The 22,322-nt window shown below is 45.4% G+C and carries 20 protein-coding genes; 10 read left to right on the top strand and 10 right to left on the bottom strand.

What is annotated here, in order from left to right; translation table 11 throughout:
• Nucleotides 1-6 precede the first annotated feature (6 nt).
• From pstB to AXE82_RS03790, 4 genes are all read left to right on the top strand, one after another.
• Nucleotides 7-762 (top strand): phosphate ABC transporter ATP-binding protein PstB, encoded by a 756-nt coding sequence (pstB, locus tag AXE82_RS03805; protein WP_062331624.1) that lies wholly within the window; start codon nucleotides 7-9, stop codon nucleotides 760-762.
• 202 nt (nucleotides 763-964) lie between these two features.
• Nucleotides 965-1,867, top strand: coding sequence for an iron uptake system protein EfeO (gene efeO / locus AXE82_RS03800; protein ID WP_062331621.1), 903 nt, complete (start codon nucleotides 965-967; stop codon nucleotides 1,865-1,867).
• A gap of 79 nt (nucleotides 1,868-1,946) precedes the next feature.
• Nucleotides 1,947-3,287 carry an iron uptake transporter deferrochelatase/peroxidase subunit gene (efeB, locus tag AXE82_RS03795; protein WP_062331618.1) on the top strand — a complete coding sequence of 447 codons (1,341 nt, stop codon included), beginning with the start codon at nucleotides 1,947-1,949 and terminating at the stop codon, nucleotides 3,285-3,287.
• 80 nt (nucleotides 3,288-3,367) lie between these two features.
• Nucleotides 3,368-5,164: an FTR1 family iron permease gene (locus AXE82_RS03790; protein WP_062331615.1), complete on the top strand. Its 1,797-nt coding sequence runs from the start codon at nucleotides 3,368-3,370 to the stop codon at nucleotides 5,162-5,164.
• 144 nt (nucleotides 5,165-5,308) lie between these two features.
• On the opposite strand, the gene rsfS is transcribed toward AXE82_RS03790, so the two are convergent.
• The 4 genes from rsfS to AXE82_RS03770 all read right to left on the bottom strand — a co-directional run bounded on the left by rsfS (nucleotide 5,309) and on the right by AXE82_RS03770 (nucleotide 10,383).
• On the bottom strand, nucleotides 5,309-5,710 hold the full coding sequence (gene rsfS / locus AXE82_RS03785; RefSeq protein WP_062331612.1) for a ribosome silencing factor: 402 nt from the start codon (nucleotides 5,708-5,710) through the stop codon (nucleotides 5,309-5,311).
• A 139-nt stretch (nucleotides 5,711-5,849) separates the two neighbouring features.
• A complete protein-coding gene (locus AXE82_RS03780) occupies nucleotides 5,850-6,659 on the bottom strand; it encodes a nicotinate-nicotinamide nucleotide adenylyltransferase (protein WP_062331609.1) in 810 nt (269 codons plus the stop codon).
• A 324-nt stretch (nucleotides 6,660-6,983) separates the two neighbouring features.
• Nucleotides 6,984-9,143, bottom strand: coding sequence for a phosphate acetyltransferase (gene pta / locus AXE82_RS03775; protein WP_062331606.1), 2,160 nt, complete (start codon nucleotides 9,141-9,143; stop codon nucleotides 6,984-6,986).
• A gap of 64 nt (nucleotides 9,144-9,207) precedes the next feature.
• Nucleotides 9,208-10,383: an acetate/propionate family kinase gene (locus tag AXE82_RS03770; RefSeq protein ID WP_062331604.1), complete on the bottom strand. Its 1,176-nt coding sequence runs from the start codon at nucleotides 10,381-10,383 to the stop codon at nucleotides 9,208-9,210.
• Nucleotides 10,384-10,734: 351 nt separating this feature from the next.
• On the opposite strand from AXE82_RS03770, the gene lptM reads away from it, so the two are divergent.
• The 4 genes from lptM to AXE82_RS03750 all read left to right on the top strand — a co-directional run bounded on the left by lptM (nucleotide 10,735) and on the right by AXE82_RS03750 (nucleotide 14,558).
• Nucleotides 10,735-11,064: an LPS translocon maturation chaperone LptM gene (gene lptM / locus AXE82_RS03765; protein WP_062331601.1), complete on the top strand. Its 330-nt coding sequence runs from the start codon at nucleotides 10,735-10,737 to the stop codon at nucleotides 11,062-11,064.
• Nucleotides 11,054-12,361, top strand: a complete 1,308-nt coding sequence (gene lysA / locus AXE82_RS03760) for a diaminopimelate decarboxylase (RefSeq protein ID WP_197931448.1) — start codon at nucleotides 11,054-11,056, stop codon at nucleotides 12,359-12,361. The genes lptM and lysA overlap by 11 nt, the downstream gene beginning before the upstream one ends.
• A gap of 205 nt (nucleotides 12,362-12,566) precedes the next feature.
• Entirely contained in the window at nucleotides 12,567-13,499 is a 933-nt protein-coding gene (dapF, locus tag AXE82_RS03755; RefSeq protein WP_062331598.1) for a diaminopimelate epimerase, read from the top strand.
• Between the two features lie 24 nt (nucleotides 13,500-13,523).
• A complete protein-coding gene (locus tag AXE82_RS03750) occupies nucleotides 13,524-14,558 on the top strand; it encodes a tyrosine recombinase XerC (RefSeq protein ID WP_062331595.1) in 1,035 nt (344 codons plus the stop codon).
• A gap of 118 nt (nucleotides 14,559-14,676) precedes the next feature.
• Here the strand turns inward: AXE82_RS03750 and AXE82_RS03745 are convergent, their stop codons facing one another.
• Both AXE82_RS03745 and AXE82_RS03740 read right to left on the bottom strand, forming a co-directional pair.
• The gene (locus tag AXE82_RS03745) at nucleotides 14,677-15,135 is read right to left on the bottom strand and encodes a cyclic nucleotide-binding domain-containing protein (RefSeq protein ID WP_036594464.1); all 459 of its coding nucleotides are present in this window, start codon (nucleotides 15,133-15,135) and stop codon (nucleotides 14,677-14,679) included.
• A 17-nt stretch (nucleotides 15,136-15,152) separates the two neighbouring features.
• Nucleotides 15,153-16,208, bottom strand: a complete 1,056-nt coding sequence (locus tag AXE82_RS03740; RefSeq protein ID WP_062331592.1) for a nitrilase-related carbon-nitrogen hydrolase — start codon at nucleotides 16,206-16,208, stop codon at nucleotides 15,153-15,155.
• A 238-nt stretch (nucleotides 16,209-16,446) separates the two neighbouring features.
• On the opposite strand from AXE82_RS03740, the gene rpoN reads away from it, so the two are divergent.
• On the top strand, nucleotides 16,447-18,225 hold the full coding sequence (gene rpoN, locus AXE82_RS03735) for an RNA polymerase factor sigma-54 (protein ID WP_062331589.1): 1,779 nt from the start codon (nucleotides 16,447-16,449) through the stop codon (nucleotides 18,223-18,225).
• A 353-nt stretch (nucleotides 18,226-18,578) separates the two neighbouring features.
• Nucleotides 18,579-19,817 carry a cation:proton antiporter gene (locus AXE82_RS03730; protein ID WP_062331586.1) on the top strand — a complete coding sequence of 413 codons (1,239 nt, stop codon included), beginning with the start codon at nucleotides 18,579-18,581 and terminating at the stop codon, nucleotides 19,815-19,817.
• Nucleotides 19,818-19,873: 56 nt separating this feature from the next.
• Here the strand turns inward: AXE82_RS03730 and thiS are convergent, their stop codons facing one another.
• The 4 genes from thiS to AXE82_RS11885 form a co-directional block, all read right to left on the bottom strand.
• Nucleotides 19,874-20,074 carry a sulfur carrier protein ThiS gene (gene thiS, locus AXE82_RS03725; protein ID WP_007115192.1) on the bottom strand — a complete coding sequence of 67 codons (201 nt, stop codon included), beginning with the start codon at nucleotides 20,072-20,074 and terminating at the stop codon, nucleotides 19,874-19,876.
• Nucleotides 20,075-20,121: 47 nt separating this feature from the next.
• A complete protein-coding gene (locus AXE82_RS03720) occupies nucleotides 20,122-20,490 on the bottom strand; it encodes a DUF423 domain-containing protein (RefSeq protein ID WP_062331583.1) in 369 nt (122 codons plus the stop codon).
• A gap of 5 nt (nucleotides 20,491-20,495) precedes the next feature.
• Nucleotides 20,496-21,677, bottom strand: a complete 1,182-nt coding sequence (gene rpoH, locus AXE82_RS03715; RefSeq protein WP_115304580.1) for an RNA polymerase sigma factor RpoH — start codon at nucleotides 21,675-21,677, stop codon at nucleotides 20,496-20,498.
• Between the two features lie 74 nt (nucleotides 21,678-21,751).
• Nucleotides 21,752-22,114, bottom strand: a complete 363-nt coding sequence (locus tag AXE82_RS11885) for a sulfurtransferase TusA family protein (protein ID WP_227713384.1) — start codon at nucleotides 22,112-22,114, stop codon at nucleotides 21,752-21,754.
• Nucleotides 22,115-22,322 lie beyond the last annotated feature (208 nt).

Genomic DNA, 22,322 nt, shown 5'->3' with positions numbered 1-22,322 from the left:
TTCATCATGACCGCAAAAATGCAAATTCGTAATCTAGACTTTTATTACGGTAAATTTTTAGCCCTTAAAAATATCAACATCGATATCGCTGACAAAAAAGTTACTGCGTTTATCGGACCCTCAGGCTGTGGTAAATCAACTCTGCTACGTACCTTTAACCGTATGTATGACCTATATCCCGGCATGCGTGCCACGGGCGAAATCAACCTAGATGGACAAAACATCTTGGATAAATCGGTGGACGTCAACTTGCTGCGCGCTCGCGTGGGTATGGTATTTCAAAAACCAACGCCATTTCCGATGTCAATCTATGACAACGTGGCATTCGGTGTACGCCTTTATGAGAGCCTAAGCCGCGCTGAGCTAGACGAGCGCGTTGAATGGGCGCTCAAAAAATCGGCACTGTGGAATGAAGTTAAAGATAAACTTAAAGCATCGGGTCTGTCATTGTCGGGTGGTCAGCAGCAGCGTCTGTGTATCGCCCGCGGTGTGGCAACCCGTCCTGAAGTATTGCTACTAGACGAACCCACCTCAGCACTTGACCCCATCTCAACAGGCTCAATTGAAGATTTGATTTCAGACTTAAAAAATGATTACACCATCGCCATCGTCACCCACAACATGCAGCAAGCGGCACGGGTATCTGACTATACCGCGTTTATGTACTTGGGCGAAATGATGGAAATGGGGGATACTGATAAAATTTTCACCAACCCAGACCGTAAAGAAACTGAAGAATACATTACCGGTAAATTCGGCTAGGCTGTTTGGTTATTAAGCTATCTGCGCGTCATAGCCAATCACAATACCTCGCTACCTCGCTGCTGCGGGGTATTTTTTTGCCTAAACTGCTAAGCACAATCAACGTAAAATAAATATTTATAACGATTCTCATTTACACTATAATTCGCAAATTGTCATTATTTTTTTATTATTTATTCGTGTTTACTTTTAAGGATGTTTTATGTTGAGCCGTACTTTTACTTTATCAATATTACCCCTGACGATATCTGCATTACTGTTGACGGCTTGCCAAAAAACCGAGCAAAAAACCGACGTAGCACCTGCTGCAAGTAGTGCCGTAACAGCGCCTGCAACGAGCAATGCTTCTGCAGTCACAGCGTCAGCGCAGAGCTCAGTGGATATGAGTAAAGAAACGGCGGAATACAAAGCTTGGGTACAAACCCAAATTGATAGCTTGCTCACCGATACCCAAAAATTTGTCGCACTGCTCGAAGCGGGTAAATTAGAAGAGGCGAAGGCGTTATATCCAAAAGCGCGTATGTATTTTGAGCGCTCAGAGCCGATTGCTGAAAGTTTTGGCGACCTTGACCCGCGTATCGATAACCGTGAAGCCGACCTTGAGCCCAATGAAGTATGGACAGGCTTCCATGCGATTGAAAAAATCTTGTGGACACAAAACACCACCAAAGGCACCGAGCAACTGGGCAAGCAACTGATTGCAGATGTCAAAGAATTGCACGCCAAAATTCCAACGGCAGAGGTCACAGGCGATTTGATGGTGCAAGGTTCTGTAGATTTGCTCAATGAAGTATCAACGAGCAAAATCACCGGCGAAGAAGAAATTTTTTCGCATACAGACTTGTATGATTTTAAAGCCAATATTGAAGGTGCCGAGAAAATATTTGCCATTTTAAAACCAAAAATCCAAGCCAAAAACCCAGCGTTAGTCACCGAGCTTGAGCAAAAATTTGCTGCAGTCCACCAACTACTTGCCAAGCACCAAGTCGGGCAACAAGACTATAAATCCTACAAAGATTTAACCCCTGCAGATACCAAAGCGCTAGCCGAAGCGGTGAATAAACTCGGCGAACCCTTAGCGCAGATGGGCATTGTATTGCAATAAGTCAAAGGTGAAGCAAAAAATTGCTTCACTTTACGGTTCTAGGGTGGCATAAAAAGGTAAGTATCAAGTTAGGGGCAGTATGAAACATAGTAAATTAGATAAGCAAGCGCAAGAAACAGGGATGGGATTAAAAACCTCAAATCGTCGCAGTTTTTTACGCCAATTTGGTGCGCTCAGTGTCGCAGGCGCAGGTTTAGCCGTGTCAGCCTGCCAGCAAAAACCAAGCGAAAACTTACCTAACTTGCAAGCTTTGGATGGTAATCAGTCCAAAGACAGCGATAAAAACGAAAATCCCAAACACGCCGGTAGTGATGCCAATACCACCAAAAATAGTTTTGCGGATGTCAAATATGATTTTTATGGCGAACACCAAGCAGGCATTACCACGCCGTCACAGCGTAATATTTATTTTTTGGTGATGGATTTGCATACCGATAAGCTCGACGATGTCAAACAGATGTTCAAAGACTGGACAACCTATGCAGTCAATTTGACGCAAGGTAAAAACATTAAAGCGTATGAAAAAAACCCATTTGTGCCCCCGACCGACACAGGCGAAGCAGACAACATGGGCGCATATGGGTTGACGTTGACCTTTGGTATTAGCCCAAGTTTTCTCAAAAAAATGGGACTTACCCATAAGCAGCCCAAAGAATTCCAAGATTTACCAAAATTCCCGCGCGATCAATTACGAGAAAATTTGACCGGCGGTGATATCTGTATTCAAGCCTGCGCCGAAGATGCGCAAGTGGCGTTCCATGCGGTACGGCAACTGGTTCGCCAAGCGCGTTCTAATATTACCATGCGTTGGAGTCAGTCAGGTTTTGTTGGGTTTGATACCGGCAATCAAACGCCGCGTAATTTATTCGGTTTTAAAGACGGCACTGCCAACCAAAGCACCATCAAGGCTGCGGACAAAAACTTATGGGCGGATGCGCCTGATTGGATGAAAGGCGGCACTTATTTGGTCACCCGTGTCATCCAAATGCATCTTGAAACTTGGGATCGCACCTCACTTAAGGGTCAAGAAGAGACCTTTGGTCGACATCGTGATAGCGGTGCGGCGATTGGACAAAAAGGCGAATTTGACACCTTTGATGTGAATGCCAAAGACGCGCAGGGTAAAGCAGTGATACCTGAAAATTCCCACGTGGGACTGGCAAAACGCACAGGCGTGGAAATGCTACGCCGTTCGTATTCTTACAGTAGCGGCATTAACCCAGCCACTGGGCAGTTTGATTCAGGACTGCTGTTTATTTCATTTCAAAAATCGCCCGAGCAATTTATCATCATCCAAAATGCGCTAGGTCGTCTTGATAAATTGAATGAATACATCACCCACATTGGCAGTGGGCTATTTGCTTGCTTTGGTGGTATTCCGCAAGGTGGCTATATTGGACAAGCATTATTTGAAGCTTAAGGTTAATATGAGTTAAAAATAGATGGTTCAACACACACGCTTAAAAGTAGACGGTTAAATAGACGGTTAAAAAGTTACTCATGAAAAACATCACCCAAAAAACCTTGCTAAGTTTTGGTCTAGCAAGTTCGCTGCTCATCACCAGCCAAGGCTTACAAGCGCAGCAACCAACGCCTGCAAGTGCGCAGATAGCGACGCAAGCCAGTCAATCAGCCAGCAAAAAGCTGAATTTAAGCCCTATTTTTATCAAGCTATCAGACGCGATGGCGGCAATTAAAGCCAATGATATCCCAAAAGCCAAGGACACCCTTCTACAAATTCAAACAGCCTTTGATGCCATAGATGCAACGGCAAAAAATTCCACACTTGGGCAACAGACAAGCCAAGCGATTGGGCAAGCCATCAGCAACCCCACAGAAGCCAATTTATCAGCCGTGTCAAATGCGTTATATGCCTTTGAAAAAGAGCAAAACCCGGTAGATTACAGCGCGAAGCGAAAAGAGTTTGCCAAAAAAATGGTACCGGCGTATGACAACCTTAATCAAGTCATACAACGTGCAGCAGCGACAGATGTCGAAGCGTTACGGGCGGCTTACAACCAGTTTAATGCAGTTTGGCTAGGGAATGAGCGGGTCGTACGCAATACCAGTATGGGGCATTACGGCAAAATCGAAACATCCATGGCGCTGATGCGAGTGGCGATTGAAACCCAACCCATCAACATGGCGCAAATCAAAACCCAATCTGCCGCCCTAAAAGACGCCATCGACAGTTATAACAAGGGTGACGTAGCCGCTGTACAAACCACACAAACCGTCACCTTGGCAGATAGTATCCAGTTACTGCGCGATGGTTTACAAGCGTTTAAAACAAACGATGCAGCGACGGGTCAAGCCAAGTTAGGCGAGTTTATTAGTATATGGCCAACGGTCGAAGGCGATGTCAGCACCCGTAACCCCAGTCTATATAATCGGGTGGAAAGTCAAATTCCATTAGTCATGGCGAAGGGACAAGACCCTAAACAGCAGCAAACACTGCAATCGATTATTAATGAATTGGCAGCAATTAATCCAACAGCGCAATATACCGCGGTTGACTCGATGCTGATTTTGCTTCGAGAAGGGTTGGAAGCCTTATTGATTGTCATCTCGCTATTATCGGCTTTAACCGCTGCCAAACAAGTCAAAGCCAAAAAATGGGTGTATGCTGGTGTCGCTTTTGGCTTACTTGCCAGTATCGCAGGCGCGATGGCATTACAGCTATTATTCCCTGCGGTGACTTCTGCCGCCAATCGTGAGATGTTTGAAGGGGTCATTGGCATCGTTGCGGTCATTATGATGATTGGCATTGGGGCATGGCTGCATAGCAAATCATCCGTGCAATCATGGAACGCTTATATCAAGCGTCATATGGGGCAAGCCATGACGGCAGGCAGCTTTGTGTCGTTATTTGGATTGAGCTTTTTATCCGTGTTTCGAGAAGGCGCAGAGACCATATTGTTTTATGTCGGTATATTACCCAATATCAGCATGAGTAATTTTTTAACCGGGATTGGTTTGGCGCTTGTAGCACTGGCAGCAGTGGCTTGGGTGATGCTAAAAACCTCGGTCAAATTACCGATTCCACAGTTGTTTAAACTGTTAACTTGGGTAATTTACCTACTGGGCTTTAAGATTTTAGGTGTCAGTCTGCACGCGCTGCAATTGACGGGATATCTACCGATGACTGCCATGAGCGGCTTGCCAGCGATTGAATGGCTAGGATTTTACCCGACACTACAGACATTTTTGGCACAAATTGGCTATATTGTTATCCTTATCGGTATCAATCTTTGGATGAAAAACCATCAACGTCAGCAAACGGCTGCATTGGCATAACTTTTCACCAAAGAAAATTAACGTCATAAAAAAATGGGTAAAACTGGTTTACCCATTTGGTTGTAGCGCTTAGTTGATAACGCATAGTTTGTATAGCCATAGCTTGTATAGCATAGTATAGACTAAACTAAGCTATAGACTACACTATGACGTTTTCTCGATACGCTCGCGCTGCGATTCACCTTGCCATAAGCCTTCTAGGTCATAAAATGTGCGGGCTTGTGGCATCATCACATGCACCACCACAGCGCCCAAATCAATCAAGGTCCAATCACTGGTGCCTTGACCTTCCACACCAATCGGATTAAACCCTGCTTGCTTCGCTTTCATCGCGACATGGTCGGCAACCGCTTTAAGGTGGCGGGTCGATGTCCCTTCGGCAATCACGATACGCTCCATGACTTCAGTCATATCAGCAACATCGAGTACGGTAATGTTTTTGGCTTTTAAATCATCCAAGGCATCTTGAACGATGTCAAGGCAAGTGGTTAACTGTTGGTGGGCAGGGTGTTGATTGACTAAACTAGCAAATTGGGTATCGGTCATAAATGCGTGGATTCCATGGATTGGGTCATAATGATTGGGTTATAAGGGTAGCTTAAAATAGGATCATGACAATCCTAAAAAAAGTACCCTATTTTAACAAAAATCTAACGAACAAGTTACCAAAAAATGTAAATCAACGTCAGGCTACATGTGGGGCATATAACTGATGCTCAACAATATACTGATAAACTTGACTCGGTAAACTTAGCCGCGCTTGCTGTCGTTGCCGCGCTTCTGCGCTGTATAGCCAAGCTCTGATATCACGACTGGCGATATCAGGCACGACAAACTTATCAATATAAATATGGTTAGTAGTTTGATTTATCAAGTCTTTTGGCGAATGAATGATAAAAGGCACTAACCGATTATCAATATTGATACTAGAATTGATACTAGGGGTTTTATCTGTATTGGCGAAAGCATTTTGGTTCAAATTTTTGTCTAAAGCGTGGTTTAAATTGTGGTTTAAAGTGGGGCTTAAATTGTGGCTTAAATTGGGGCTAAGGCTGCGGCTGCCCAAGGCAGGACGGGGTAGCACCCATAGATTGGTCAACGAAAGTAGCTCAAAGCCGCGATACCACCTATCAAGTTGTTCAACACTGTCTTGTCCGAGGACAAAAATCAGTAGGTCATTGGGGTAACGCTGTTTAAACTCATTCAAGGTATGAAAGCTATACACAGGTGGCTGACACTGCAGCTCAGTCTCATCAATCGACAAAAAAGGCACATCGTCAATCGCAAGCGCAAGCATTTGAAGGCGCTGCTGGTTGGAAGTTGGCTGGGTTTTTAAGGGCGAACCTGCCGTGGGCAGTAATTTGGCGATGATATCAACATTGGGGAAGGCACACATGAGCTCATGGTACACATGCGTAATCATCTGTAAATGCGCCAAATGTACCGGATCAAATGAGCCGCCCAACCAGACACGAATACAGCGAGGCATTGTCATAATCACACGCCTAATTCAAAGTTGGGGCAAAGAAAACTAAAATCCTTCATCATCATTGACGCATCTTACGGTTGGTTTGGTGGTTCATCGGTCGGCACATTGCGCACAAAAATCACTTCGTGCGACATTTTACCATAAAGCAATTTTTGGGCATAACAGATTGTGGCGCACTAACTTAGTGGTGGGAAAATAGCCTATTCAGCGAAAAATAGGCGAGTGTTGGAACAGTAGCCTTGCATTTAAGCTGATATCCTGTGTGACAGGCAATGGCGATAGACAACAAAAAGGTGAGTTTGACACTCACCTTTTTTTAAACATAAAAGCTTAAAACTCACTGCTAGCGGCTTGAACGGCTGTGACCGCAATGGTATAGACAATATCTTCAACCAAGGCGCCACGCGACAAGTCATTCACAGGCTTATTTAAGCCTTGTAGGATAGGACCGATGCTCACCACGTTAGCAGAGCGCTGCACCGCTTTATAAGTGGTATTGCCTGTGTTCAAATCTGGGAAGATAAACACATTGGCTTGACCTGCCACTGGAGAATTTGGCGCTTTGGACTTTGCCACGCTTGCGACACTGGCAGCGTCATATTGTAACGGACCATCAATGAGCAAACCAGCCATGCCCATCTCAGCCGCTTTGGCTTTGGCGATTTCGGTGGCTTGACGCACTTTATCCACGTCCGCACCTTCACCTGATGTCCCTGTCGAGTAACTAATCATGGCAACTTTGGGTTCGATACCAAACGCTTTGGCAGATTGGGCGGATTGTAGGGCGATTTCAGCCAGCTGTTCTGCGGTAGGGTCTGGGTTGATGGCACAGTCACCATACACCACCACTTGCTCAGGCAGGAGCATAAAGAAAATCGACGATACCAGCGAGTACTGAGGTGCTGTTTTAATTAACTGAAACGCCGGGCGCACAGTATTGGCGGTGGTATGTACAGCGCCAGATACCAGACCATCGACTTCACCCAAGTACAGCATCATCGTACCCAGCACGACGGTGTCTTTGAGCTGTTCATGGGCTTGCAGCTCATCGAGTTTGCCTTTACGGCGCTCAACCATAGGTTTGACGTACTTGTCAATCAAATTCTCTGGGTCAAGAATCTGCAGGCCTTCAGGTAGGGTGAGCCCCAAGTTCTTGGCAACCTCTTCGACCTCACTGCGTTTGGCAAGTAAGATACAATGGGCAATACCACGAGTCTGACAGATGACCGCCGCTTCAACGGTACGGGGCTCAGTGCCTTCAGGCAGTACGATGGTTTTTTTGGCAGCTTGGGCTTTTTTGACCAAGGTATAGCGAAAAGCCGCAGGGGAGAGTTTGCGGTTGTTGTTACCTTGACTAAAAGTGGCTTTGATCCAGTCCAAATCCAAATGCGCGGCGACAAAATCGGCGACTTCACTGGCGCGAGTGGTATCATCTGCGGGGATTTCATGGCTGATGTGGTTAAGTTTGATGACAGTATCAAAGCTGTCAGTGTCAACCAGCATCACAGGAATCCCCGTTTTTAGCGCGGGGCGACACAGATTGATAATTTTTTGGTTTGGCATGATGCCGCCTGTCAGAATAAGACCTGCTAGCGGCACACCATTCATGGTGCTAAGCGCAGTCGCCAAAATCAAATCATCACGGTCGCCTGCGGTCACCAGTAAGTTGCCACGGGTAAAAGAATCTCCAATATTGGCAACGGTACGCGCAACCAGTAAAGTCTTGAGCACACGGCGGTTTTTGGCGTCACCTTCATTGAGCCATTTGGCGTCAAGCTCACGAGCCACGTCCCAGGTACGGGGGACACTTAAGGCATTGCTAAAAGGCACCACGCCAATCAAGCGAAATTTATCGGAGTCAAAATAAGGGGAGTGGGATTTAATCGCCTGTAACTGCTCAGCTGCCAAATCAACTTTGGCTTTACCCGGGGCGACGGGTGCTTCATCATAGTGGTTGTCCACGTTTTTGACGCGCATCAAAATCGTGCCTAACGTGCGCTCGCTTGCCATGCCGCCAAAATCACGGGCAAAAATATCTAGCTTATCTGCCAAACTATCAGGACTTGCAATATCGCCACTACTGACCAAGATGACTTTGGCATCTAGCGCGTTGACGATGGCTAAATTCACCAATTCTGCATAACTTGAATCATTGTCAGCAGCCAGACCTTCACAGACGATAACGTCATATTGGTCAGCCAATGTTTGGTGCATGGCAACCACTTCTTCCATCAAGTCATCTAACTGACCATCCCCAATCATGCGCTCTAAGCGGCTACGGCCAATGGAGGGTGGCGGGTTTAAGTTAAAGGCATGTTTTGCAAGCACATTTGAGCTGTCATCACTCTCATGATTGGCAGTGATATTTTGGCTAAAAGGTTTTAAAAATCCTGCTTTTAGCCCGATATAATCGAGCGCACGGATAAAACCCAAACAAGCTGAGGTCAAGCCAATGCCGCTACTGGTAGGCACAAATAAAATCGTTTGCATGATAGTTCCTATTTGTTGTTTTATTCAAACTAAAAACCCTGATGAGGCGTCAGGGTGAGAGGGTCTATAAACCCAAGACTTCTTTGGTTTCTTTGGCGATTTGGTATTCTTCATCGGTCGGAATCACCCACAATTGCAGTAGGCTATCGGCTTGGTGGAAGCTACCTTCGGCACCGCGAGAGAGCTCGGCATTCTTGTCAAGGTTCGCTTTGATGCCAAAATGCGGCAAGTTTTGTAAGATTTTTTGGCGAATTGAGGCGCTGTTTTCACCGATACCCCCGGTAAATACCAAGCCAGTAAAGGTCGGTAACGCACAGCTGAGAGAGGCGATATAACGAGCGGCTTTATAACAGAAAATTTCGATGGCAAGTTTGGCATCTTCGTTGCCTTCGTTGGCGGCTTGCTCCACCGTGCGCATGTCACTTGAGATACCTGAAATGCCCAACAACCCGCTTTGTTTATTTAAAATTGTATCAATTTGGTCAAGGCTATAGCCCAAAATACGGTGTAAGTGAATATGCAAACTTGGGTCAACATCACCACTGCGCGTACCCATGACCACGCCTTCCAGCGGGGTCAGACCCATGCTGGTGTCCAAGCTTTTGCCATCATATACGGCGGTTAACGAGCAACCATTGCCCAAATGCACTGTAATCCAACCATTGGCTTGGTTGTGAGGGGTTAGGCTATCAGCGCGGTGGCTGACATAGGCGTGCGAGCTACCATGAAAGCCATAGCGACGGATATAATGCTCATTGTATAAATCTTTTGGAATGGCGTAGCGGTAGGCTTTGGCGGGCATGGTTTGGTGAAAGGCAGTATCAAACACGACCACTTGCGGTAAATCTGGGTAGATTTTTTCCACCGCTTCAATACCTAAGGCATGGGCGGGGTTATGCAGGGGCGCCAATACTTTTAGCCGTTTGACTTCCGCCAAGACATGGTCATTGACTTTTTCAGCATGTGAAAACTCACGTCCCCCATGCACCACACGGTGACCCACGGCAACGGGTTTGTAAGCTGCTAATAAACCTAATATTTTTTGCAGCGCCCATTGGTGATTGGCGCCTGCCAAAGAGATTTCGACTTTTTCCCCATTGAGGTCGGTGTGTTTGATACGTGCCGTATCTAAGCCCAAGTTTTCCGCAAGACCGGCAACGCGCTCGCTGCTGTCATTGCTTAATAACGCGTATTTGATTGATGAAGACCCACAATTAAGTACTAAGATCGGATTTTGCATGGCTGTTCCTTTAGACAAGATCTTGTGCATTCCTTGCATCAAGCGCCTTCCTAACTGGATTAAATTTTAAGCTATCCTTGTCTTAAGTAATTTATTGTAGATTAAAAAAATTGTATTGTGGTAATTTTTTGCCAAATTTTTGTTGTCATCACGATAGCAAAAAAGCATACCACAATAGTGATAGCGTTAACAAAAACGAAAAATTAACAAAAATCATCGATTTAACGCTCATCTTTAATAAGGTGAGAAATAAGGTGAGATAATTGCTTATAAAACGCAAAAACAGCTACAATAACCCCATCGCAAATTTTATTTTTATACTTACTTTTATTCTTAAAATTAAGGGCATTCATGCAAATTTCAAAACTATCCCCAACAATCGCCGTGCTGATGGTGATGTTGGCAACCCATGTGCTGACAGGATGTGGGCAAAAAGGGGCATTGTACCTACCGAGCAGCCATAGCCAACAAGTAGTTGATGCGACCGCCAAACCGACCAGCACCACTGCCAATGCCTCTGATACCAAAGTTGATGTCAACACCCAAGATCCCAACGTCATGATCGACAATAACGCAACCCAAGCGCCGCAATCAGCGCCTCACTCAGCGACCACGCCATCTGTGCCATCTGTGCCATCGGTGCCAACTGTGCCATCGGTTGGAGGTAAAAATGATTACTAATGATGCAGCCGCAAGTTTAGCAATCAACCCGACCGAACACGTCAAATCAATCAATGCTCTGAGTTATGATGGCAATGCCTTGATGATGGATGGCGTCAGTCTTGCAGATATCGCAAAGACCTTCGGCACACCGACCTATGTGTATAGTCAGCAGGCGATTTTGGCAGCCTATCAAGCTTATGATGATAGTTTTGCTGAGATTGACCATCAGATTTGCTATGCGGTAAAAGCCAATAGTAACCTTGCTGTATTAAACGAACTTGCCAAAGCAGGGTCAGGGTTTGATATCGTCACAGGGGGCGAGCTTGCGCGGGTTTTGGCGGCAGGTGGTGACCCCAAAAAAATCGTATTTTCAGGACTTGGCAAAACCGCCGAAGATATCCGCACTGCCCTTGAAGTAGGGATTGCTTGCTTTAATGTCGAATCAGAAGCTGAGCTGTACCGTATCAATGCCGTGGCAGGCAAATTACAAAAACAAGCGCCTATTTCGCTACGCGTCAATCCCAATGTCGACGCGCAAACCCATCCGTATATCTCCACAGGGCTCAAAGAAAATAAATTCGGCATTACCCATGAAGATGCGCCCCGTATCTACCAAATTGCCCATGACTTACCGCACCTAAAAATCGTTGGGATTGATTGCCATATTGGCTCGCAGTTGACCCAAGTTCAGCCTTTTATGGATGCATTGGATAAAGTCATTGAGATGATTCACGCACTTGCCAAGCAAGGTATTGCGCTTGAGCATATTGATTTGGGGGGTGGCTTGGGTGTGCAGTATATCGACGAAGACGTTGCAAGTATTGAAGAATTTGCGCAGTTACTGTTACCAAAACTGAAAACTCTAGGCTTAACCCTGTACCTAGAGCCAGGTCGTAGCATCGTTGCCAATGCAGGCGTATTGTTGACTCGCGTGGATATTTTAAAACCTACCGAACACAAAAATTTTGCCATTGTCGATGCGGCGATGAATGATTTGATTCGTCCAGCACTTTATCACTCAGAGATGGCGGTCATCCCCACACAGTTGAATTCACCGGTTGAACCCAAAGTTTGGGATATGGTCGGGGCGATTTGTGAGACGGGCGATTTTTTGGCAAAAAACCGTGTGTTAGCGTTGGCTGACAATGATATCCTAGCCATCACAGGCGCAGGGGCGTATGGGTTTGTGATGTCGAGCAATTACAATAGCCGCCCCCGTGCTTGTGAAATTTTAGTCAAAGAGGGTCACGCCCATGTCATTCGCGAGCGTGAAACGGTTGAGAGCCTTTGGCAAAACGAAAAATTGGTAGATTAAATCTATTCTGTAAGGTTTGCTGGCAACGCTAAGCCTTATTGATTCCTCTGAGCCCAAAACCTTAGCAACTGAAACCAAAACCTTAGTAACCGAGCCCAAATTTGCTTGACTTGCTAAGGTTTTTTTGTTCCCCAATTACCTTATAAAAAATCAGCTATCATGATAAGATAGCATGCATAAATCAAAATAATTTTAAGGAATAACAATGTTAATTGAATTTACCAAAATGCATGGACTGGGGAATGACTTTATGGTCATTGACCTGGTCACACAGCGGCTTCACTTGACCAAAGAGTTGGTAGCGTTGTTAGGGGATAGGCACTTAGGCATTGGCTTTGACCAGTTGCTGATTGTTGAGCCGCCAAGCCGCCCTGATGTCGATTTTCGCTATCGTATTTTTAACAAAGATGGCAGCGAAGTGCAGCAATGCGGCAATGGCGCTAGATGTTTTGCCCGCTTTGTACAAGCGCGTAAGTTGTCATTTAAACAGCGTATTCGGGTAGAAACCGCCAGCGGCATTATCACCCTTAGCACCGATGATTATGGCTGGGTAAAAGTGGATATGGGCAAACCAAAATTCGAGCCCGATGAGATTCCTTTTACCCCCAAAACCATTACTAAAGTTCAAAACTCATATCGGCTCAATGTGGATGGTACGCCTGTGACACTCTATGTGGCAAATATGGGCAATCCCCATGCCATCATCAAAGTGGATGATGTGTTGACCGCCGAGGTGGAAAAACTCGGTAAAGCGATTGAGAGCCACCCTGCATTTCCTGAGCGCGTCAATGTCGGGTTTATGCAGGTGATGAATAATCGCCATATTAGGCTACGTGTCTATGAGCGCGGCGTCGGCGAAACGCAAGCTTGTGGTACGGGCGCGTGTGCTGCCGTTGCCACAGGGGTGCGTGAAGGCTGGCTAGATGAAGGCGTGGATATTCGAGCGCAGTTGTATGGCGGCAGTTTGGTGATTCGTTGGCAAGAAGGCTATCCTGTGTATATGACCGGTCCTGCGACCTTTGTGTATGAAGGGGTATTTAGTCCTGAGGGTTTGATGGCAGGTGCGGGGCTGAAATTTGCGCCGGCACAACCAAGTGAGGAACATCGCTCAGACGAGGGGCATCATTACCATGAATAGCCCCCAACCTCGCTAACTGACACTATGCCAACTAGCCGTAGCCTAAGTCAAGGGAAAAATAGTCAAGGGAAAAAGGGCAACCGTGTAGGCAAATCAGCAAACGATGATTTGCCCACGCACTTAACGCCGCATGCGGCAGAAACTGTGCTCAATATCGATGACCAAGCTTTGGTAGATCGCTGGCTTGCTGAGCTAAGCAGTAAGCGTTATAGCGCGGCGACTATTAAAAGTTACCGCCAAGCGCTACAGCCTTTTTTGGCATATTGCTATGAGCAACATACCGCGCTTTGTCACATCACCCGTCAGCAGTTGTCAGATTTCCTAATTCAACGATTGGATGTCGATAAAATATCCAAATCCAGTAGTCAATATGAACTGACCGTGTTGCGTCAACTTTATAAATGGTTGATTGCTCAGCAGCTGATGACACTAAATCCCACCATAACCATACGTCTTAAACGCGCCCCGAGACCCTTGCCCACGCTACTCGATATCGATGTATTATCCCAGTTATTAGACCAAGCTGCGCCAAAAGATAGCCATGAAGCACGGTTATGGATTCGCGATAAAGCCATGCTAGAATTACTGTATGGCAGTGGTTTGCGGGTCGGTGAGCTAGTGGGACTTAATATGTCTGACATCGACAAATCACAGCGGCTGTTACGCGTACTTGGTAAAGGCGGAAAAACGCGCATCGTACCGATTGGCGAAAAAGCCTGGCAGGCACTCATCAACTATTTGCCGCATCGCTCGCTATGGGTGGAAGAGCAAGACCCTGCGGTATTCGTCAGTGAACGTTATGGGACGCGTATCTCAACGCGCACCGTGCAGCTGCGTATCAAGCTACAGGCCAAACGTGCCGGTATCGCGCAAGACTTATACCCGCATTTGCTGAGACACTGTTTTGCCTCACATATTTTAAGTGATAGTGGTGATTTGCGCGGCGTTCAAGAATTGCTAGGACACAGTGATATCAGTACCACACAGATTTATACCCATTTGGATTTTGGGCATTTATCGCAAGTGTATGACAAAGCGCATCCCCGCTCACGGCGATAGCTCACAATAGTAGGCAGGTTAAGCAGTAATATTAGGCATGGAAAAAATATTAAGCCTAGCTTCCTTAAGCTTAGCAAGCTTAGCGACCTTAACCTTAACCACATCAGCCTTAACCATATTAAGCATTTACCGCGCGGGTCAAATGTTCAGAAGTACGGCGAAGATTAAGGCTCAAGATAATCGCTAAGCCACGCAGCATCTCAACACCGATACGAGGATAATCTGATAACAGTCGCTCAAAATCAGCGCGGGACAAGGTGACAAGCGCACACAGGCTGGCGGCTTTAATGGTGGCGGATCGAGTTAGTAAATCTAACAGTGCCATTTCACCGGTACTTTCGCCCGCCCGAATCTCCCCGACTTTAATTTCTGCCCCTGAAGGGCTGTATTTAATAACTGATAACTCCCCAATCAGCAAAAACGCCATAAAGTCGCCATGCTCGCCTTCCGTAAATAACACTTCTTGCGGACTCAACTGTTTAAAATGCAATGAGTTCTCGACCACTTGAAACATATAAGGGTCAAGACGGCTAAAGATTGGACTATTCTTTAAATATTCAAAAAGTGGATTATCCATTTTTCGCTTCAGGGTCGTTAGATATTATTTGCCATGATAGACAATTTTTGACATTCGAGCAACGCAATATTCTGCCGAGTTATTTGCTGCGCATCCGCATCAAAGTCAGCAAAAATCACGCTCGGCGCTTGTTGGTAAAAGGTTGTCTTATCAGCAATTTGGTCAAGCTGTTGGCGATTATCTGACTTAGGCAGCCAGCTTGCTGCTTTGGCAGATATAGGTAGATCATCTAAATTGTTAGTGATATCAAAATCAAAATCTCGGGTTACTCCATCGTTTGCTGCATCATTTGCTGCATCGGTTACCGCGTAGCTTGCTGCATTGATTTTTTGTGTCAAAACACTCTCACCATCACTACTGATAAATTCGCTATGCCCCCAAGTGCTGCGTACTTTGCTAGGCTCTGAGGGATTGACGACATGGTCACCTGTTTGACCTGCGCCAATGACCATGCACTGACTATCGAGTGCCCTTGCGGTAAGTAGCGCATGCCAATGTGCTTTCCCTGTTTGGTAAGTAAACGCCGAAGGCGCGGTCAATATATCTGCGCCTAGTTCGCGCAGCTTGACCGCAAGGGTGGGGAAACGAATATCAAAACATACCATCATGCCGACTTTGCCAAACTCGGTATCCGCCACAATGAGCGCATTACCGGCTTCGAAGGTTCTACCTTCATCGTAGTTGCCTGTGCTATCATTGACGGTGGCTTTGAACAAATGAATTTTGTCATAGCGCGCTAAGCAGTCGCCTGCCGGGTCAAATAATAGTGAGCTTTGCCGAAGTTTGCCGTCAGCCACAGGCGTGCCATCAGGTCGATACGGGCAGGGCAAGGTACCTGCCAGCAGATACACACCATAGTGGCGGGCAGCCTGTGCCGACCAAGCTTTCAAGGCGTCAAAATATTGACTGGCAAAACCCTGTTTGCCAAAACAAAAAGCGTTTTCTGGCAAAATCACCATGCACGTGCCGCGTTCACTGGCAATTTTAATACCTAATTCAATAGATTGAAGATTTGCTAAGATATCGGTCTGGCTATTGAGTTCAACAATCGCAAATTTTGTCAGTTTTGTCATGGTGTGATTTCGTAAGCAAAAAATTTAGTGAAATTTGGGGTTGCTGCAGCTAAGTAAAGCTAAGCACAGTTAAGTAAAGCGAAGCTAAGTGCAGATAATTAATATACGGCTGAATGTCAAAAAATACTAGCATATCTTGTTGAAACAATACTAAACTAGCAACCTAGCAGAGCATGAACACACCATAGACACACCATCTAAACTAACCTCACTAGAATAAGGCTTGAAAAAACGCGTTATGAAAATTGGTATTGGGGCAAAGCTAACGACGGGGATGACACTCACCCCACAAATGCAGCAGGCAATTCGCTTGCTGCAATTATCGAGTCTTGAACTTGAACAAGAAGTGCAGCTTAAACTCGATAGCAACCCCCTGCTTGAGCGTGAAGAAGAGTGGGAGACATCTTATGAAGACGACGATAACCTACCCGATGGCGAAAACTATCCAGAACAAGACCTAGATAACGATTACGATGATGACTATCAAGTAGAAGGTGTTGAGTTGTCTGAAGCTGATTTGGATGACTATACCCATCATGAAACTGAGGTGTTGGAAGATTATCTAGCGTCGGATGATTTTTATCCCGCTTCTGCTAGCCAAGATTATCCCCCGAACAGTGCACCCGCGGCAGTGCATGAGTATGCAAGTCATAGCCCAAGTGATAGTTACAGTTATGATGACAATAATAGGGACAGTTATGCAGACAGCGATTATCGCTATGATGAGGAATTTGGCTTAGACGGGATAGATAGTAGCGAGCATCTTAGCAGCCAGCAAATCGATATGCCTGTGGATGCGCAGTGGGATGATATTTATAGCTATGAATCTTCGGCAGCCACTGGCATTGATAGCGAAGACAGTCAGGATGATTATAAGCTTGCCACGCAAGGAAACATTCAAGATTATGTCCGTTGGCAGCTGAATTTAAGACGCCTCTCCACCATTGATATGCTGATGGCGGAGTATCTGATTGATAGCATGGACGAGCGCGGTTTTATCACATTATCAAATGATGAGCTATTTCAAAGTTTTGATACCATGTTGTCATTTTATCAAATTGAAAACGTGGACTTGGCGCTAGAAGACATTGAGCTTGTGGTTAAGCAAATACAAAACTGCGAGCCACTGGGCGTTGGCGCGCGAAATTTGGCAGAATGCTTGCTGATTCAGCTCAATAAATTGCCGAGTGATACCCCCTGTTGGCAAGCAGCCAAGCAAATCTTGATGCATTCAGAATTTTTTGCCAACAATAACATCAATGCCCTGCTTAAATCATCCAATCTTGACGTCTCTGAGATTCAGCCTGCGCTTGCCTTATTGCGCACATTAAACCCCAATCCTGCACTGTCTTATGAAAAATCACAACGCCAGCTAGATAAAGGCATTGAAAGCTACGACATTCCTGATGTCATTGTGGTGCAGCGAGGGCAGCATTGGGAAGTCAGCCTAAACCCAGAAACCTTGCCAAAACTGCGCATTAACCAAGTGTATGCCAAACTTGTCAATCGCAATGACAACAGCGAGCAAGGCGTTTATCTAAAAGAGCAGTTGTATGATGCGCGGCTGTTTATTCGTAGCATCGAAGAGCGTAATCAAAATCTACTAAAAGTTGCAACCTGTATCGTCAAGCGTCAGCAGGCTTTTTTTGAGCAAGGCGTCATGGCAATGCAGCCGATGGTACTTAAAGATGTGGCAGATGAAGTGGGCTTGCATGAGTCAACCGTTTCTCGTATCACTACTAGCAAAACCATTCTTACCCCCAAAGGGCTATTTAGCCTAAAATATTTCTTTTCAAGTCAAGTCAGTAGTGATGAGGGGGAAGGCGTATCTTCAACCGCTATCAGCGCGATGATCAAGCAAATGATTGAGGCAGAAGACCCTAAAAAACCGCTATCTGATAGTAGTATTATGAAGCACCTGCAAGATAAAGGCATTGATATTGCCCGTCGTACCGTGACCAAATACCGAGAAGGTATGAACATCGGTTCTTCCACGCAGCGTAAAGTGCGGTTTTGATAGCAATGTTGGGCTTAGATAGTCAGTCAAAATCTTTTCTAGCTGAACTTTTAAATATAAGTAAATTTTCAAATATAACTAAATTTGTAAATTTAACTAAACTTGTAAATTTAACTCAACGCTCGAACTGTTAACAAATCTCTTGGTATTTTGCTAAACAGCAATGGTTGATGGCATGCCCACCTTTTTGCATAATGGATTCATAGGGGATAAACCTTTTACGCAGTAACGTGGCTTAGCAATAATTGCTCAATAGCAACTATTTTTACTACCAGTTATTTGAAGTGATATAAACCAAAATGATATAAACCAAGTTGCAAGGCTCTTTTAGCAACTTATCTTGGTACACAGGTATGCTTGAAAACTATAATTTGATTTTACTTTTTTTGGGGTTGGCGTTTTTAATCGGGGCATTCTTTCCTGTGCTACCGCGCAAGCTTTCGATATCCCTGCCTATGATACAAATTACCTTTGGCGCACTGCTAGGGTATTTTTTTATGGGGCTGCCTAGAATTAATCCGCTTAATTATGGCGTTCCTATCGAGAAAGTTACGGAAGTGGTGGTGCTGATTTCGTTGGTCGGTTGTGGTATCAAACTCGATAGTCCGCTCAATTGGAAAACGTGGCAACCGACCTTAAGGCTGTTGGTGATTGTGATGCCAGTAGGTATCGCCGCGATGGCATTGATGGGACATTACATTTTTGGACTCAGTATGGCGGCGGCTATTTTGCTCGGTGCTGTGCTAGCACCAACCGACCCTGTGCTAGCGGCTAGCATTCAAGTCGGTCCACCCAACTCCGAACGACAGGAAGATGTGACCCGATTTACCCTCACCTCAGAGGCGGGTCTCAATGATGGCTTGGCATTTCCATTCGTGTATTTAGCGATAGCGATTGCTACCGCTGCGTCTCTCAATCAGGGCTTTGGTGCAGAAGATTGGCTGCATTGGTTGGGCTATGATGTGTTATGGCGAATCATCGCAGGGGTGGCGGCGGGTTACTGTGTCGGTAAGTTTTTGGCAAATTGGCTATTTACCAAGGCATATCCCGATAAAGTCGAGCAAAGTTATATGGTAGTAGCCTTGATGTTACTGGCCTATAGCATCACAGAGTTTGTGCATGGTTATGGTTTTATTGCGGTATTTGTGGCGGCCTTAACTTTTCGGCGTTCAGAATGTGAACATGAATATCATCAAGGCTTGCATGATTTTGCTGAACAAATTGAAGGTTTGCTGATGTCGCTTGTGATGGTATTCTTGGGACTGCTAGTGGGTCAAGCGTTAGCGAGTGATGTCACCCTTAGCTGGCAAGTGTATGTGGTATGTTTGGCGTTTATATTTTTGATACGTCCCATCGTGGGTTATTTTAGCCTAGGTAAACTGGGAATGAGTCGCAATGAACGCTGGGTGACAGCAGCACTGGGTATCCGCGGAATTGGTACCTTGTATTATATCGCCTATGCGATGAATAAAGGCGTATTTACCAGTGATGAAGCGCTAAAAATTTGGGTGATTTGTGTGGTAATGATTGCGATGTCGGTGTTTTTACACGGGCTAACCGCCAATCGTTTATTAGCCATGACTAAAAATTAATCCAACGCAAAAACAAAAAAGCGGGTAACTTACCCGCTTTTCTTACGCGGATATGATTAGCCACCACCCACCGCTTGCACCACTTCAATGTTCATACCATCTTGCAAGGTGACATTTGCCAATTGGCTTTTTGGAATCAATTCACCATTGATTTCAACGGCAAAACGACCTTGGGTTTGCCCCATTTCATTCAAGAATTGTAAGAGATTTTGATGTAACGTTTGTTTGACGTCACCATTTAAAGTCACTTGTGGCATTATTTCGCTTCCTGTTTTGTTACGCTTTCTGTTATGGTTAAATGGGGTTAAACTGATGAAGTATGCTTAGCAACACTGATAGCAAGCCAAGTCCATGCAATAATAAACAGCGTGCCGCCAATCGGGGTAATTGCCCCAAGCCAACGTGGCATACCCAAAGCCATCAAGTACAGGGAACCTGTAAAAAGCACAATACCCAATTGCATCACCCACGCGATAGTAGGCGAGGTGAGGTTTATACGCAATAACATACCAACAATCAACAACCCAAGCGCGTGATAAAAAAAGTACTGCGTACCCGTCTGCCACCAAGCCATTTGCTCGGCTGACAAACGCGGTTTAAGCCCATGTGCGGCAAACGCCCCACAGGCGACCGCCACTGCCATATTTATCGCGCCAATACTTATCCAGTTCATGATAGTTAATCCAACTGCAAATGGGTATTGGCTAACATGGCTTCTTTGATTTTATCCATGGCATTTTTTTCAATTTGGCGAACCCGTTCCGCTGATATATTGTACTCTGCCGCCAACTCGTGCAAGGTCGCTTTTTGCTCATTGAGCCAGCGCTGCTGTACGATATCCCGCGAACGATCGTCTAAGTCTTCCATCGCCTCCATCAAGGCTGAATTGTTATTTTCTTCCCAATCAGCATCTTCTACCATATCAGCTGGGTCAGCCGCATCTTCTAAAAAATACTGCGGTGCATAGCGGCCTTCGTCTTCATCATCACTTTGTGCTTCAAACGATGCATCATACGAAGTCAGACGGCTTTCCATCTCTAGCACTTGTTTGACGGTAACATTTAAGTCTTTGGCAATCGCTTCGGCTTCTTCGAGCGTTAACTGGTTGTTGGTTTTTTTCAGTGAGCGCAAGTTAAAAAACAGCTTGCGGTGCGCTTTGGTGGTCGCGACTTTGACAATACGCCAGTTGCGAATCACAAACTCATGGATTTCAGCTTTGATCCAATGCACGGCAAAAGACACTAAACGCACGCCTTTGTTTGGGTCAAAACGTTTCACCGCTTTCATCAAGCCGACATTGCCTTCTTGAATCAAATCACCTTGTGGCAAGCCATAGCCAGAGTAACTGCGCGCAATGTGAATCACAAATCGCAGATGCGACATAACCAGTAGCCGAGCTGCTTCTACATCCCCTTCGTCGGCATAGCGATGTGCTAGCTCCTCTTCTTGCTCTGCTGTCAAAATAGGAATTTGATGAACCGCGTTGATATACGCGCCTAGATTTACCCCAGGGGCAGATAACGCAGTGGGCATGGTAGGCACAAGGGCATTGGTCATGGTTCTCTTTTGACGGGTTCGCGACGCAGTTTTTCGTGGTTTTTTAGCAAACTCATCGTCATAGTCGTCATCAGCCTCGTCCAACAACTCCTCATAGTCATCATAACTATCAGGGAGCTGTGCAAGATCAATATCGTCGTCACCTAAGCTATCAAAGTCTGGCTCGTCAAATTCATCGAGTTCGTCATCGTCGATGTCATCAAAGGCAGCGTGTGGGTCGTCACCCAGCTTAGCGTCAAGCTTGGTCGATTTTTTTGCGTTGGCAGTCTTTTTTATTGTCGTTGTTTTGGTCTTTGTAGCCATGAAATAGCCTGTCAATTGTCTTTTAGTTTCTGTTATTTAGTATGCCTTAAAGCCAGCTTTTTTGTAAGAGGCGTTTAGCAATTTTTGGTTATGATCGAGTGAAAGATTGTGTCTGTTGTATTTTCAGACGGCGTGATTGATGTGTGCTGTACCAGTGTATATCCGGCATGCTGACAAAAAGCTGCGATGTCACGCTTGCTGTTAGGGTCGGTTGCAGTCACATACACTGCATGACCCAACGCAGTCTTTTTTAGTGCCATTTTAAGTTTAAGCAGCGGCATCGGGCAGGCGAGTCCTTTGCCATCCACATAGTGCTCAATTTGAGCATTGATGTTGAGATTGTTATGTTCGCCTGAGCGAAACAATCCCCAATCTTGGCAAAAGGCGTCATCTGAGAGTAAGGCAGGATTTAGCATAATCTGAGAAGAATCCGTCATGGTAATAAAATCGCTACTGGAAAATTTAAAGTGTGTTAGGTGGTTATTATAGGCTAAATTACAAGTGTAGACGATTGAGATAAATCAAAGTTAGCATTATATTTTTGAAAATCTAACCTTTATCCTGTACTTAGTGGTCGGTAGATTGTAGCAAGATATCATTACAAAATTTGGCTTTTTAAAGCTGCTGAAATTTGTATATTGAGCA

Origin of the sequence: Moraxella osloensis, assembly GCF_001553955.1 — a bacterium.
GTDB classification, from domain to species: Bacteria; Pseudomonadota; Gammaproteobacteria; order Pseudomonadales; family Moraxellaceae; genus Faucicola; species Faucicola osloensis.
Note: the sequence above shows the minus strand (reverse complement) of the source record. Positions and strands in the feature narration are given on the sequence as shown.